General features: G+C 66.1%; 15 protein-coding genes. 4 read left to right on the top strand and 11 right to left on the bottom strand.

Annotated elements, in window-relative coordinates; genetic code table 11:
- Window positions 1–8: 8 nt before the first annotated feature.
- The gene (locus KZ686_RS03735) at window positions 9–701 is read right to left on the bottom strand and encodes a response regulator transcription factor (RefSeq protein WP_265633037.1); all 693 of its coding nucleotides are present in this window, start codon (window positions 699–701) and stop codon (window positions 9–11) included.
- Between the two features lie 374 nt (window positions 702–1,075).
- Here KZ686_RS03735 and KZ686_RS03740 point away from each other — a divergent pair, with 374 nt between their 5' ends.
- Window positions 1,076–1,771, top strand: coding sequence for a response regulator transcription factor (locus KZ686_RS03740; RefSeq protein WP_149317391.1), 696 nt, complete (start codon window positions 1,076–1,078; stop codon window positions 1,769–1,771).
- Window positions 1,768–2,496, top strand: a complete 729-nt coding sequence (locus KZ686_RS03745) for a sensor histidine kinase family protein (protein WP_265633038.1) — start codon at window positions 1,768–1,770, stop codon at window positions 2,494–2,496. Before KZ686_RS03740 ends, KZ686_RS03745 begins: the two co-directional genes overlap by 4 nt.
- Before the next feature lie 14 nt (window positions 2,497–2,510).
- Here KZ686_RS03745 and KZ686_RS03750 read toward each other — a convergent pair whose 3' ends face one another.
- The 4 genes from KZ686_RS03750 to minC all read right to left on the bottom strand — a co-directional run bounded on the left by KZ686_RS03750 (window position 2,511) and on the right by minC (window position 5,829).
- Window positions 2,511–3,596, bottom strand: coding sequence for a porin (locus tag KZ686_RS03750; RefSeq protein WP_149317389.1), 1,086 nt, complete (start codon window positions 3,594–3,596; stop codon window positions 2,511–2,513).
- A gap of 330 nt (window positions 3,597–3,926) precedes the next feature.
- Window positions 3,927–4,181, bottom strand: a complete 255-nt coding sequence (gene minE / locus KZ686_RS03755) for a cell division topological specificity factor MinE (RefSeq protein ID WP_006578294.1) — start codon at window positions 4,179–4,181, stop codon at window positions 3,927–3,929.
- 15 nt (window positions 4,182–4,196) lie between these two features.
- Window positions 4,197–5,009: a septum site-determining protein MinD gene (minD, locus tag KZ686_RS03760; protein ID WP_149317388.1), complete on the bottom strand. Its 813-nt coding sequence runs from the start codon at window positions 5,007–5,009 to the stop codon at window positions 4,197–4,199.
- A 61-nt stretch (window positions 5,010–5,070) separates the two neighbouring features.
- Window positions 5,071–5,829, bottom strand: coding sequence for a septum site-determining protein MinC (gene minC / locus KZ686_RS03765; protein WP_265633039.1), 759 nt, complete (start codon window positions 5,827–5,829; stop codon window positions 5,071–5,073).
- 209 nt (window positions 5,830–6,038) lie between these two features.
- Between minC and KZ686_RS03770 the strand changes: the two genes are divergently transcribed.
- Window positions 6,039–7,010 (top strand): magnesium and cobalt transport protein CorA, encoded by a 972-nt coding sequence (locus KZ686_RS03770; RefSeq protein WP_149317386.1) that lies wholly within the window; start codon window positions 6,039–6,041, stop codon window positions 7,008–7,010.
- A gap of 30 nt (window positions 7,011–7,040) precedes the next feature.
- Here KZ686_RS03770 and KZ686_RS03775 read toward each other — a convergent pair whose 3' ends face one another.
- Window positions 7,041–7,337: a type II toxin-antitoxin system RelE/ParE family toxin gene (locus tag KZ686_RS03775; protein WP_149317385.1), complete on the bottom strand. Its 297-nt coding sequence runs from the start codon at window positions 7,335–7,337 to the stop codon at window positions 7,041–7,043.
- A 44-nt stretch (window positions 7,338–7,381) separates the two neighbouring features.
- Window positions 7,382–7,651, bottom strand: a complete 270-nt coding sequence (locus tag KZ686_RS03780) for a hypothetical protein (RefSeq protein ID WP_223129674.1) — start codon at window positions 7,649–7,651, stop codon at window positions 7,382–7,384.
- Window positions 7,652–8,190: 539 nt separating this feature from the next.
- Here KZ686_RS03780 and KZ686_RS03785 point away from each other — a divergent pair.
- Window positions 8,191–9,027, top strand: coding sequence for an alpha/beta fold hydrolase (locus KZ686_RS03785; RefSeq protein WP_407648530.1), 837 nt, complete (start codon window positions 8,191–8,193; stop codon window positions 9,025–9,027).
- Between the two features lie 159 nt (window positions 9,028–9,186).
- Here KZ686_RS03785 and KZ686_RS03790 read toward each other — a convergent pair whose 3' ends face one another.
- The 4 genes from KZ686_RS03790 to KZ686_RS03805 all read right to left on the bottom strand — a co-directional run bounded on the left by KZ686_RS03790 (window position 9,187) and on the right by KZ686_RS03805 (window position 13,849).
- On the bottom strand, window positions 9,187–10,689 hold the full coding sequence (locus tag KZ686_RS03790) for a tripartite tricarboxylate transporter permease (protein WP_265633041.1): 1,503 nt from the start codon (window positions 10,687–10,689) through the stop codon (window positions 9,187–9,189).
- Window positions 10,690–10,702: 13 nt separating this feature from the next.
- Entirely contained in the window at window positions 10,703–11,164 is a 462-nt protein-coding gene (locus tag KZ686_RS03795; RefSeq protein WP_265633042.1) for a tripartite tricarboxylate transporter TctB family protein, read from the bottom strand.
- A 470-nt stretch (window positions 11,165–11,634) separates the two neighbouring features.
- A complete protein-coding gene (locus KZ686_RS03800) occupies window positions 11,635–12,561 on the bottom strand; it encodes a 2-hydroxy-3-oxopropionate reductase (RefSeq protein WP_150083212.1) in 927 nt (308 codons plus the stop codon).
- Between the two features lie 187 nt (window positions 12,562–12,748).
- Window positions 12,749–13,849, bottom strand: coding sequence for a malate/lactate/ureidoglycolate dehydrogenase (locus KZ686_RS03805; RefSeq protein WP_265633043.1), 1,101 nt, complete (start codon window positions 13,847–13,849; stop codon window positions 12,749–12,751).
- Between the last annotated feature and the right edge of the window lie 18 nt (window positions 13,850–13,867).

Here is a 13,867-nt window from a genome sequence, read left to right on the forward strand (position 1 = left end):
TTCGCTCCTTAGATGGGGTCGACCACATCGAGCCGGCAGCCGGCCGAATACACCGTGGTCAGCCGCACACCGTTGTGCGGCCACAGGGCCAGCTTGGTCCGCACGCGCGACAGATGGCTGTCGAGCGTGCGGGAACCGTCGGGCAGCGGGCGGCGCCAGACCTCGTCGATCATGGTGTGGCGCAGCACCAGCTGGCCGAGGTGCCGGAACAGCAGAATCGCCAGATCGAATTCCTTGGGTGACAGCATGACGGGGGCGCCCGTCAGATACGCGCGCCGGTCGGTGGTCGAAAAACGGTAGGCGCCGACCGACAGATCGAAGCACCCTTCGCCCGTCTCGAGCATTCGCCGCGCCAGTGCCTGAACGCGCGCGGCCAGTTCCGCCCGCCGCACCGGCTTGGTGATGAACGCGTCGGCGCCTTCGGCAAGACCGCGACACAGCTGGCACTCCTCGGTGCCATCGCCGAGCAGCATCACCGGCAAGCGGCTGCCCAATGTACGCCGTACCCACAGCAGCACGTCCTGCGCGGCGATTCCCGGCACCTCCCAATCCAGCAGCAGCATGTCGAACGCTTCCTGGCGCAAGGCCATCATCAGGGTCCGTCCCTCCCGGAAGCGGATGCATCGATGGCCTTGCAGGCTGAGCGTTTGCTCCAGCACGACGGCCTGCGTGGGATCGTCCTGCAGCGCGGCGATTCTCATGGCGTCTGCTCTCCTCGCGTGTCGATTCGATTGCGCGCGGGTCGCGGCGGCGCCCGGGCGCGACAAGGAAGTTTGCCGGCAGGGCTGTCGCCGACCACCGGCCACCGGCCGCGGATCGCGAGAGCGCATGCATTCGCCTTCGCGGTCGATCGCCGCTGGCTCTGGCGCGGCGATTTCCATCCGCGCAGGCATCGTACGTTCAGACCTCGGTATGCCGAAAGTGAGATTTTGTTGAAACCTCAAATTGAGGCAATTCCTATTTGTAAACGGCCGCGCGCCGTCTTAAATGCGGGGTGGTTCGATGCTCGATGGGAAGGGGCCGGCCGCACGCAAGCCGGCGTTCGATCGCTCTACACCGTGAACGGAGTTTGCGCATGAAGATCGCATCGCTCGAAGACGAACCCGCGCAGGCCGCGTGGATTCAGCAAATCGTGACCGAGGCCGGCCATTGCTGCGTCAGCTTCGGGCTGAGCCGGCAGTTGCTGCTGCGCTTGCGCGACGAGAGTTTCGATCTGTTGCTGCTCGATTGGCAGATGCCGGACATGAGCGGCAAGGAAGTTCTGCACTGGACCCGCGCCAATCTGGACCGGCGCGTGCCGGTGATGTTCCTGACCTGCCGCGGCGCCGAAGAAGATGTGGTCAGCGGCTTGTGCGCCGGGGCCGACGACTACATGGTCAAGCCGATCCGCCCGGGCGAGCTGACCGCGCGCATCCAGTCCCTGCTGCGCCGTACCGACAGCCACCGCGCCGGCACCGACGCGCGGGTCAGCCTGGGCGGTTATGTGTTCGACAGCGCCGCGCGTACCGTCACGCTGAACGGCTGCCCGGTCGAATTGACGCCGAAGGAATTCGACCTCGCGCTGCTGCTGTTTCGCAACGAGGGCCGCATCGTGGCCCGCAACTATATCGTTGCCGCGGTCTGGGGCAGGGAGATTTCCCCGTTGTCGCGCACCATCGATACCCATATGTCACGCGTGCGCAGCAAGCTGGGCTTGCGCGCCGAGCGCGGTTTCCGGCTGATGCCGGTCTATACCCACGGCTATCGGCTGGAGGCGGTGTCCTTGCCATGAGACTGCGCGACTGGTTTGCACGCCTCGCGGCATGGCGCCGCCGTTGGGTCCGCAGCGCGGCGCGGCGCGGCGATCCGATATGGCGCACGGTGGTGCATGGCCTCGCGCACGACCTGCGCGTTCCGCCCACCGACATGCTGGCGCTCGCGGGGCTGTATCGCGCCGGTGCACTTGCCGGGCCTGCGTTCGCCGTGCAGGTCGTTGCGCACGCGCGCGAGGCGCTGACCCGGGTCGACGAACTGGGCTGCCTGATCGAGGAGGCCGTTCACCGGTATCGCCACGAAGCGGTCGATCTGGCGGCACTGATCGCGGCATGCCTCGATGCGGCATGGAGCGCAGCCGATGAGACGGGCGTGGTCCTGCATTGCGAGGACCTGCCGACCTTCACATGGGTCGATGGCGATGCCCGCATGCTGGAGATGGCGGTTACCCGGCTGCTGGCCCGCGCGATTCTCAATGCCTCGCCCGGCGCGGCCGTGCATCTGCGGATCGGCGTCACGCGCGGTGTCGGCTGGGTCGAGATCGCGACAGCGGCCGCATCGCCCGATGCCGTCGTCGCCGCGCTGTCACGCAGTGCCCCGGCCGGAATGTTCGTGCGTCGCGTGATGCGATGCCACCGGGGCAGGATGACGCTGCGCAAGGAGGGCGGGGCTGCCATCTGGCGGCTGGTGCTGCCCCAAAGCAAGAAAGCACCCGAAGGTGCTTTCCTGCCTGTCGATCGGTAAAAAAACGATGCCGATCAGAAGATGTGGCGGATACCCACGGCCACGCCGGTCTGGTTGCTCTTGCCCGGCAGTTCGGTGCGAGCACCGTCCTTGACCTTGTTGTAATCGACCGTACCGTAGACCTGGGTACGCTTGGACAGCGCGTACTCGGCCAGCAGCACGCCGGTGTAGCGCTTGCCGTCGTTGCCGGCAACGCCGTCCTTGTTGTCGATGTCGTCGTAGTAGAACGCGCCGGTCAGGGCCAGGGCCGGGGTCAGCTGGTAGCTGGCGCCAACGTAACCGATCTTGTCCTTGCGCGGGTTGGCAGCGTGGTTGCCGCCCACCGGAATCGGGTTGCCGGTGGTGGCCTGGTCCGGGTTCAGGAAGCCGTTGTCGATCACGCCGGTGTGGTCCTTGCCGCCGATATAGCCGACGAACAGCTTGGCTGCGCCGATGGTGTACTTACCGGCCACGCCCCACATCTGCTGCTTGTTCTCGTTGATGTCGCGGATTTCCTGGTACACGCCGCCGATGCCGAACGGGCCAAAGGCGTACGAGGCGCGGGCACCCCAGTACTGGTTGGTGCGGACGCTGCCGGCTTGTTCGCCGAAGCCATAGCTGGCGCCGACGTTCAGGCCGCCGAACTTGCCGTCGTAGCTGATGACGTTGTCACGGCGCAGCTGGGTCAGGAAGAACGGCCAGGCGTTGTTGTTGTAGTTGCCGATCGTCAGCGGATCGTAATCACCGAACAGGTTGAAGCCCTCGGTGTACTGGCGGCCCAGCTTGATGGTGCCGAAGTCGCCGGACAGGCCGACGTAAGCCTGGCGGCCGAACAGCGTGCCGGTGGCCTGGTTGCCGCGGCCGGTGTCCGGATCGAAGCCGTTTTCCAGTTGGAAGATCGCCTTCAGGTTGTTGCCCAGGGCTTCGCTGCCCTTGATGCCCCAGCGGCTGTTGGTGATGGCGCCGTTGGTCAGTTCGACCAGGCCGTCATCGTTGGCGTTGGCGTTGGTGGTGTAGCGGATGCTCTGGTCGACGATCCCGTACAGCGTGACCGAGGTTTGTGCGTAGGCGCTGCCGGCGAGCAGGGTGCCGAGTGCGAGAGTCAAGGCCGATTTCTTCATGGTGCTCCTTTTCTGTCTTGTGGTTCTGTCGCCGGATCGCGGCGGCATTTATTGGCTCTACGTTGTCGGTAGACGCCGCGAAAATTTATCAAAACGTAAACGGTTCCGACACCAATCCGTGCTCGGGCGGCGCCGAATGGACGCGGCTGGTGCAATTCCGTTGTCAGGCCGCGACAGTTGCCCGCAATGGTGCATTGCGGCGTGCAAACTCGCGCCGGCGAGGGCGTGGGGAAACCGAAAGGGAGGGAGGCGGGGAGGGCGGGGGCGTCCGCATCGGGACACCCCGCCAAAGGGGGGAGGCGGCCGGACCGGGCGGTCCGCCGCCGGCGGTCAGCTCTGCGGGATCTCGATCTTGACCTCGAGCACCTCGAGGTTGTCCTGGCGCTCGAGACTGACGCGCAGGTCCTGGTCGCCGATCTTCACGTACTTCGAAATCACGGCAACGAGCTCGCGCTGCAGTGCCGGCAGATAATCGGCCGGCGCGGAATGGCCGGTGCGTTCATGGGCGAGGATGATCTGCAGCCGCTCCTTGGCGACCGACGCGGATTTCTTTTTCTCCCCGAGCAGGAAGGACAGGATCGACATGGGGATGAGCCCTCCTTACTTGTTGCCGAACAGGCGCGACAGCAGGCCCGGCTTCTGATAATCGACGAAGCGCATCGGCTTTTCCTTGCCGAGGAAGCGGTCCACCACGTCGCCGTAGGCGTCGGCGACGTCCGTGCCCTCCAGATGGATGGCCGGCGTGCCCTGGTTCGAGGCGTGCAGCACGGCCTCGGACTCCGGAATCACGCCGATCAGCTTGATGCGCAGGATTTCCTGGATGTCGGTCAGCGACAGCATCTCGCCGCCGTGCACGCGCTTCGGGTTGTAGCGCGTGATCAGTAGGTGTTCCTTGATCGGCTCGCCTTCGCTGGCGCGCTTGGTCTTGGACGCCAGGATGCCCAGGATCCGGTCGGAGTCGCGCACCGACGAGACTTCCGGATTGGTGACGATCAGCGCCTCGTCGGCGAAGTACATCGCCATCAGCGCGCCGGTCTCGATGCCGGCCGGCGAATCGCAGACGATATATTCGAAGTCCATGTCGATCAGGTTCTTGATCACCTTCTCGACCCCTTCGTGCGTCAGCGCTTCCTTGTCGCGGGTCTGCGAGGCCGGCAGGATGAACAGGTTCTCGCACTTCTTGTCCTTGATCAGCGCCTGGTGCAGATTGGCTTCGCCCTGCACCACGTTGATCAGGTCGTAGACCACCCGGCGCTCGCAACCCATGATCAGGTCGAGGTTGCGCAGGCCGACGTCGAAGTCGATCACGGCGGTCTTGTGGCCGCGCAGGGCCAGCCCGGCGGCGAAGCTCGCGCTGGTGGTGGTCTTGCCGACGCCTCCCTTGCCGGAGGTCACAACGATGATTTTTGCCATGGCTCTTGGTCCAGTAATAGGGTTGAAGCTTGCGCTGCGATGTTGCGGGACTCGGCCGGACTCACTTCATGCGAAGCGGCTCGAGAATCAGGGTTTCGTCGGCAAGCCGGACCTGCGCGGGTTTGCCCAGCACGTCGGGCGGCAGGGTCTGTTCGGCGGTCCGGTAGATGCCGGCGATCGAAATCAGTTCGGGTTCCAGGCAGGTGCAGAAGATGCGCGCGTCGGGATTGCCCTTGACCCCCGCCAGCGCACGGCCGCGCAGCGGGGCGTAAATATGGATGTTGCCTTCGGCAATGACCTCGGCGCCGAAGCTGACCACGTCCATGATGACGACGTCGCCGTGCGCGTAGATCTGCTGGCCCGAGCGTAGCGGCTTGTCGATCAGCAGCGTCGTGGCGGCGCGCGGCGGCTCGGGTACCGGGGCTGGGGCGGGAGCGGGGGCTTCGCTGGCGGCAGCGGCCGGCTCGGCCTCGCGCGCGGCGCCGGTACGTCCATTGCCGCGGCGGCTCTGGCTGTCCAGCATCGGCAGCCCGCAGGCCTGGGCCCAGTCGTGCTGCTCCTGGCGCGCCACCACACCGATCGCGCGGGCCTTCAGCGTGGACAGCGTGTCGATTACCGCGCCCAGTTCCGGGCGCTGGCCGTCTTCCAGAGAGCGCAGGTCCAGCGCGATGACATCGTTCGAGAAGAAATCGGGGGTCGCTTCGAAGCGCGACAGCAGATCGTCTCGCAGCGCCGAGGTATCCGCGGTATGGAGCGCAAGAAGGAGGGCGTCGACGTTGCCACTACGCAGCTCGAAGTGTGGCGATTTCTTCTGGGACATAGCCGGGTAAGCGTGGAAATATCGCATTCTAACTGCCTCTTCCCGGCTAACTGTAACAATTGTCGATCAGGTGACCTGCAGGGCGCGATGTTTTGCTGCGCGGGGCGGCAGGGGCCGCAGGGGACCGACGGATTCGCCGCAAGGCCGGCCTTCGTTCTTCACCGGCGCCGCCGCTTGTTACGATTGCGCATCCTGACCGAGGAGCATTCATGGGTGCGATCGTCAATTGCGTGGCCTACCGCGGCGGCAAGCGGCTGGGCGAGGTCTCGTTGGAGGACATCAGCGAGGTACTGAAGACGCCGGACACCTTCGTCTGGCTGGGCCTGTACGAACCGGATCTCGCGCTGCTGCGCCAGGCGCAGCTCGAGTTCGGTCTGCACGACCTGGCGGTCGAGGACGCGCTGAACGCCCATCAGCGCCCCAAGCTGGAGGCTTACGGCGACAGCGTCTTCATCGTTCTCAATACTGCCCAGCTGGTCGGCGACAACGTCGAGATCGGCGAAACGCATCTGTTCGTCGGCCCCAACTACGTGGTGTCGGTCCGCCACGGGGCCAGTAGCACCTACGCCCCCGTGCGCGATCGCTGCGCGCACGAGCCGCACGCGCTCGCCAATGGGCCCGGCTACGTACTGTATGCGCTGATGGATTTCGTGGTCGATCACTACATGCCGATCGTCAACGGGCTCGAGGACACCTTCGAGCAGCTCGAGCAGGGCCTGTTCCGCGACCAGTTCGACCGGAACGCGATCGAGCGCCTGTACCACATCAAGCGGCAGGTGCTGCGGCTGCGCAATGCGGTCTATCCGATCGAGGAGATGTGCGGGCAGTTGATCCGCCTGCACGAGGAACTGGTGCCCAAGGATCTGCGCGCCTATTTCCGCGACGTCGAGGACCACGCCAGCCGGCTGCTGAGAACGCTCGATGTCGTGCGCGAAATGCTGACGACCGCGGTGCAGGTCAATCTGGCGCTGGTCACGGTGGGACAGAACGAGGTGGTCAAGCGGCTCGCCGGTTGGGGTGCCATTCTCGCGATCCCGACGGTGGTATTCAGCCTGTACGGCATGAACTTCGAATTCATGCCGGAGCTGAAACTGCCTTTCGCCTATCCGGCCGTGGTCGCCGGCACCGCGCTGGCCTGCACGGCGCTCTGGCGCAAGCTGCATCGGGCGGGATGGGTTTGATCCAAGTCGCTGTTATGCAGTGCTGCCCGCTCAGGTCGAACGTTTCACCCGCTTTGGATACTGCTGGCGAGAGTGCATGACACGAAGTATCTGTATCTCTGCGTTGACGAGCCGATAAACCACATAGTAGTTCGGATGGATAACCAGCTCCCGGGTGCCGCTGACACGGCCGCGTCGATATAGATACGGACGATCCGGCAGGGCAGCCGTCATCCGGTCAATGTCCTCGTATAGCGAATATGCTGCCTGGGCATTGTGCTCGGCGATATGGGACAGGATGGTATCGAGGTCCGCAAGCGCGGAATCGAGCCAATGAACCCGAGGCATTGCCTGGCTTCTACTGGTAATCGTGACAGGGAAGGGGCGGGCCGTTACTGGGGCTTGTCGGACCCGGCGGCACCCATCTTGAGCAAGCGGGTGCGGATGTGCGCCATTGCTTCCCGGTGCGGAATGAAGGTGGCGTCGGGCGAATCGGCCGCACGAATGGCGGCTTCAACCTCGGTCCGGAACCAGCGGTCATATTCCGCTGCTTCTTCGGCACTCTTGAATTTGGGCTGGAGGGGAGAACTTGCGTCGCTCATGCGGGGCAGTATAAAGCCGCCGAGTCGTGCAGTACTTGAATTCATATCGTGGCTGAACATGGCTGGGTGGGATACCCAGGTACTCCGAAAAAAAACCGGCCACCACCCCCGGTGCCGGGGCGCGACGTTGCGATGGTGGTGGCCGGTCCGCGCAAGCTGCCCGTGTGGTGAACAACGGAAGGGCATGTTACGAGCGCGGCGCTCGATCGTTTTCGGGAACGGCCCGTGGCTTTTGCATTCGGCGCGCGGAGGCGCAAGCGTCACGCAAAAACTGCGCGCTTTGCACATTCGCGATGGCAGCGATGCAGGGCAGGGCAGCGCATAGACGGCGAAAAGACGGCGAAAAGACGGCAAACGAGCCGCAAACGAGCGGCAAACAGGCCTGGAACAAGCGGGGAACAAGGGACAACAAGGGGGAACAAGCGGCGAACGCGCGGCGCCAGGCGTCGGAACGCAATTTGCATCCTCGTGCGAATCCATCTTTCGGAGGAGCGACGATGAACGATCCGCACGATTTGTCCGCGGCCGCCACGTCGGGGGCCGCGGAAATTGCCGGACGCCAGGACGCCGTGGCACACCGGACGCTGGACCTCGACGGCATGCGCGTCTTCTACCGCGAAGCCGGACCGAAGGACGCACCCGCGATCCTGCTGCCGCACGGCTACCCGTGCTCGTCCCATCAATATCGCCGTCTGCTGCCGGCGCTCGCCGACCGCTGGCACGCCGTGGCGCCGGATTTCCCGGGATTCGGCTACAGCGATACGCCGGACTTCGGGCAGTTCGGCTACGACTTCGACGCCTACGCGGCCTTTCTGCAGCGCTTCGCCGACGCGCTCGGCCTAAAGCGGTACGCGCTTTACTTGCACGACTACGGTTCGCAGATCGGACTGCGGCTCGCGATCCGCGCCCCCGAGCGGATCGCCGCGCTGATCGTGCAGAACGGCGACATCTACGAGGACGCGCTCGGGCCCAAGTACGAGACGATCCGGCGCTATTGGGACGACCCGTCGCCGGCCAATCGCGCGCCGCTCGAAGCCGCCGCCAGCGAGCATGGCTTTCGCGACGAGTTCATCGGCGAAATCCGGTCCGAACACGTGCCGCGACTGTCGCCGGATCTATGGACGCTGCATTGGCGCCTGATGGACACACCGGTCCGGCGCGAAGTGGCGGTGCGGCTGATGGAAGGGCTGAAGGCGAATCTCGACTGGTTCCCGCGCTACCAGGCCTATCTGCGCGAACACCAGCCACCCACGCTGATTCTTTGGGGGCCGCACGACGGCTATATGCCCGAGGCCGCGGGCCGTGCCTATCTGCGCGATCTGCCGCGCGCGGAACTGCATATGACCGACGGCGGGCATTGGCTGCTGGAGACGCATTTCGCGCAGGTATGTCCGCTGATCCGGGACTTCCTGGGGCGGGTGTGGAACGCAGCGTAGTGGGGTGCGTTCCGTCAAGGTGATGAGCGGGTGCCCTCTCCGTTTGGCGGGAGAGGGCAGGGAGGAAGAGAAGCGGAGAGGAAAGCGGAAAGGGAAGCGGCCGCATGAAGCCCACGCCGTCGGCGAACAAGCCGCGGCTCTCCGCTCCCCGCCCCTTCGCTATTCGTCCTGGAACGCCTCCTCCCGCTTGGCCTTGACCGCGGGCAGCGCCACCACCGCCACCAGCGCGGCGGCCGCGACCAGCAGGCCCAGCGACAGCGGCCGCTCGATGAACACATGGAAGTCGCCCCGCGAGAGCAGCAGCGTGCGGCGGAAGTTCTCTTCCATCATCGGCCCCAGCACGAAGCCGAGCAGCAGCGGCGCGGGCTCGCAGCGCAGCTTCATGAAGACATAGCCGATCATCCCGCAGGCGGCGGCGACGAACACGTCGAACACGGTGTTGTTGACCGAATAGACGCCGATGCAGCAGAACGTCAGGATCGCCGGATAGAGGAAGCGGTACGGCACCTTCAGCAGCTTGACCCAGATGCCGATCAGCGGCAGGTTCAGGATCACCAGCGTCAGGTTGCCGATCCACATCGAAGCGATCAGGCCCCAGAACAGCGAGGGGTTGCTGGTCATCACCTGCGGGCCGGGCTGGATATTGTGGATCGTCATCGCGCCGACCATCAGCGCCATCACCGCATTGGACGGAATGCCCAGCGTCAGCAGCGGAATGAACGAGGTCTGCGCGGCCGCGTTGTTGGCCGATTCCGGTCCGGCCACGCCTTCGATCGCGCCCTTGCCGAATTCGTGCGGATGCTGCGAGGTCTTCTTTTCCAGCGAATACGCCGCGAACGACGACAGCGACGCGCCGCCGCCTGGCAACACACCCAGCGCCGAGCCGAGCGCGGTGCCGCGCAGCACGGCGGGAATCATGCGCCTGAAGTCTTCCCTGGTCGGAAACAGGTTGGTCACGCGGTCGGTAAAAGTCTCGCGCGACTCCCGCTGCTCCAGATTGACGATGATCTCGGCAAAGCCGAACAGGCCCATCGCCAGCCCGGTGATGTTGATGCCGTCGGTCAGCTCCGGGACGTCGAACGAGAAGCGCGCCACGCCCGAATTGACGTCGGTGCCGATCAGGCCGATCAGCAGGCCGAGCACGATCATCGCCACGGCCTTGACCAGCGAGCCCGACGCCAGCACCACGGCGCCGATCAGGCCCAGCACCATCAGCGAGAAGTACTCGGCGGGACCGAACTTGAAGGCCAGCTCCGACAGCGGCGTCGCGAACGCGGCCAGGATCAGCGTGGCGACGCTGCCGGCAAAGAACGAACCCAGCCCCGCGGTCGCCAGCGCGACGCCCGCGCGGCCCTTGCGGGCCATCTGGTAGCCGTCCAGCGTGGTCACCACCGACGACGACTCGCCGGGCAGGTTGACCAGGATGGCGGTGGTCGATCCGCCGTACTGCGCACCGTAGTAGATGCCCGCCAGCATGATCAGCGCCGCCACCGGCGGCAGCGTGTAGGTGATCGGCAGCAGCATCGCGATCGTCGCCAGCGGCCCCAGGCCCGGCAGCACGCCGATCAGCGTCCCCAACACGCAGCCCAGCAGCGCATAGGCCAGGTTCTGCAGCGACAGCGCGGTGGAGAACCCCAGCGCCAGATGGTTGAGCAATTCCATAGCGTGGGCCTCCTCAAGCCGACAGGAAAGCCGGCCACACCGGCATTTGCAGATTGATGCCGTAGACGAAGGCAACCAGGCTGATGACCACCAGCACCGCGGCATTGAGCAGCGCCCCGCGCCAGGTGAACTCGTGGCTGGCCATCGACGCGATCAGCACCAGCAGGATCACCGACAGCACCATGCCGAGCGGCTTGAGCACCAGGCCGAACAGCACCACCGAGCCGAGCACCCACAGCACGGTGCGCAGGTCCCAGCGTGCAAGCCGGTCGGACTCGCCCTTTGGCGACATGGCGCCGATCGCCACCACCGCGCCCAACAGCGCCAGCACGATGCCGAGCCAGAACGGAAAGTAGCCGGGCCCCATGCGCGCCGCGGTGCCCATGGTGTAGCCGCGCGCGACTAGGGAAAAGCCGAGGCCGACGGTGATGAACATCAGGCCGGAGAAGAAATCGGTTTGTTTGCGTATTCGCATGATGGCGCCCGCAGGATTCGAAACGGTGAACGGAACAGCCATCCCCGCCTGTCTTGGCGCAGGCTTGTCGCGATGGCACTCGGGAATGTCGCGGCGCGCGGGCCCATATGCCGGCGCGGCGACGGCAGGCGACCCTCGTCGTGGCGAGGGCGGCTGCAGGTCAGGGCTGGCGGAAGTCCCGGTGACGGACCGGGACCAGCGCCCTCACGACGGTGCGGAACCGTCGATGGCTACGAAAGATACATCATGGCGTGATGTATTTGAACGCAAACAAGGGTAATTCCCGAGAAATTCACCGTGCCGGTGCCGGGTCAGGTGCGGGGGCATGCATGCGGGTTTGGCCCGATTGCAGCGGGCATTGGTGGCGCGATCCACGCGATCCACGCAGTCGGCCAGGCGCGGCGGCGCGAGCCGTCCCTGGCCGGCGTGGTCCGCGTTGTTGCCGCCGTCGTTGCTGCTGTTGCCGCTGCTTATGCGCCGCGCCCGGCGCTGTCACCGCTCGCGGAAGCGGGCGTATCGCCGATGGCGAAGTCGGCCATGTGTTCGAGCGCGCGGACCAGCCCCGAGTGGTCCCAGGCCTCGCCGCCGAGCGCTTCGCAGACATTGAACAGCTGCTGGCACGACGCGGTGCCGGGCAGGCTCAGGCCGAGCTTGCGGGCGGTCGACAGCGCGAGGTTCAGGTCCTTCTGATGCAGCGCGATCCGAAAGCCCGGATCGAAGGTGCGGCGGATCATCCGTTCGCCATGCACCTCCAGGATGCGCGAGCTGGCAAAGCCGCCCATCAGCGCCTGCCGCACGCGCGCCGGGTCGGCCCCGGCCTTCGCGGCCAGTACCAGCGCCTCGCCGACCGCCTCGATCGTCAGCGCGACGATGACCTGGTTCGCGACCTTGGCGATCTGCCCGTCGCCGACGCCGCCGACCAGCGTGATGTTCTTGCCCATCAGCTGCAGCAGCGGCAACACGCGATCGAACGCGGCCTGCTTGCCGCCCGCCATGATCGACAGCGTGCCGGCCTTGGCGCCGACCTCGCCGCCCGATACCGGCGCATCGACATAGTCGCAGCCGAGCGCTTCGATGCGTCCGGCGAACTCGCGCGTCTCGATCGGCGAGATCGAACTCATGTCGATCACCACCTTGCCGCCGGACAGCCCCGCCGCGACGCCGTTGTCGCCGAACAGCACGCGTTCGACGTCGGGCGTGTCCGGCAGCATCAGAATGACGATCTCCGCCTGCCGCGCGACCTCGGCCGCGTTCGCACAGGATTGCGCGCCGGCATCGAGCAGCGCCTGGGGTGGGCCGCTGCGGCTATGGACGTACAGCGTATGTCCGCCTTCGAGTAGATGCTGGGCCATCGGCGCGCCCATCACGCCCAGGCCGATGAATCCGATATTGCTCATCTGTCTGCCTCATCGATCGATCGGGAACCGCCGGCTCCGTCCAGCATCGTACGCTGGCGCGTCCGGCACCAGCGCCAGCATACGCCCTGTGGGCCATACGCCGGGCGATACTTCCGAGCGATACCCTTCAGCGATGCCACCGGCCGATGCTGCCGGGCCATGGCGCGGCGACATCGCCTGCAGGCGCTCAAGCGGGATCCATCACGAGCCGCGACAGCGGCCCCGGCGATGCGCCGCACCTGGCCTGCACCTGCGCCGCGGCATCGTCCAGCTGCGCCAGCGTGCCGCCGTCGACCGGGATGCCGTCGGCGCGCGCGTGCTGGCGTTCCCGCTCGGGATCGCCCGGCATGCGGATCGCATCGTGTCCCGGCTGCAAGGGCGACGACTTCAGCCAGTCGACGAACGCTTCCAGCTCGGCGCCGAAGCTGGTGCTGCCGGCGAGGCGCTCCGGATCGAACACGATCGCCAGCATGTTGTTCCAGATCGCATGCGGATGCGTCAGGGTCTCGGGCCGGACCGTATGGCCGCCGGTCACGGCCGCGCCCAGCAGCTCGCACATCACCGCCAGCGCATAGCCCTTGTGCTCGGCGAAGGGCCGCAGCGCGCCTTGCGACTCGCCGTTCTGCGGATACATCACCGAGGCCAGCTCGGTCGCGGCGCCGTCGGCATCGAGCAGGCAGCCGGCCGGCACCGCCACGCCCTTGTTGTGGGCCACGCGGACCTTGCCCAGCGCGATCGCGCTGGTGGCGAAGTCCATCACCAGCGGCGGCTTGCCGGCGACCGGCACGCCGATCGTGAACGGATTGGTGCCATAGCGCGCCTGATAGCCGCCATGCGGCGCGACGATCGGCTTGGACAGCACGTTGACGAAGTGGATCGAAATCATGCCCGCGGAGCACGCCTGTTCCGCCCAATGGCCGACCCGTCCCAGATGGTGCGACTGGCGCAGTCCCATCACCGCCACGCCGTGCTCGCGGGCCCGCGCGATGGCGAGCGCCATCGCTTCCTCGGCCACCGCCGGTCCCATGCCGCGGTTGCCGTCCAGGCTCAGCATGCTGCCGGTGTCCTGCAGCACGCTGACGCGCCGGTTCAGCTGCAGCTGGTCGCCGAGCCAGGACTGCACGTACTTCGGGATCATGCCGACGCCGTGGGAATCGTGGCCGGTCAGGTTCGCCGTCACCAGATGGTCGGCGGTCAGCTGCGCCTCGCGATCGTCGGAGCCGGCGGCGCGCCACAGGTCGACGACCCATCGATGCAGGGAGGCAGGGGCAATGTGATGTTCGGTCATGGGTTCGGGATGCGAGGT

This window comes from Cupriavidus cauae (genome assembly GCF_026210475.1).
Classification (GTDB): Bacteria; Pseudomonadota; Gammaproteobacteria; order Burkholderiales; family Burkholderiaceae; genus Cupriavidus; species Cupriavidus cauae.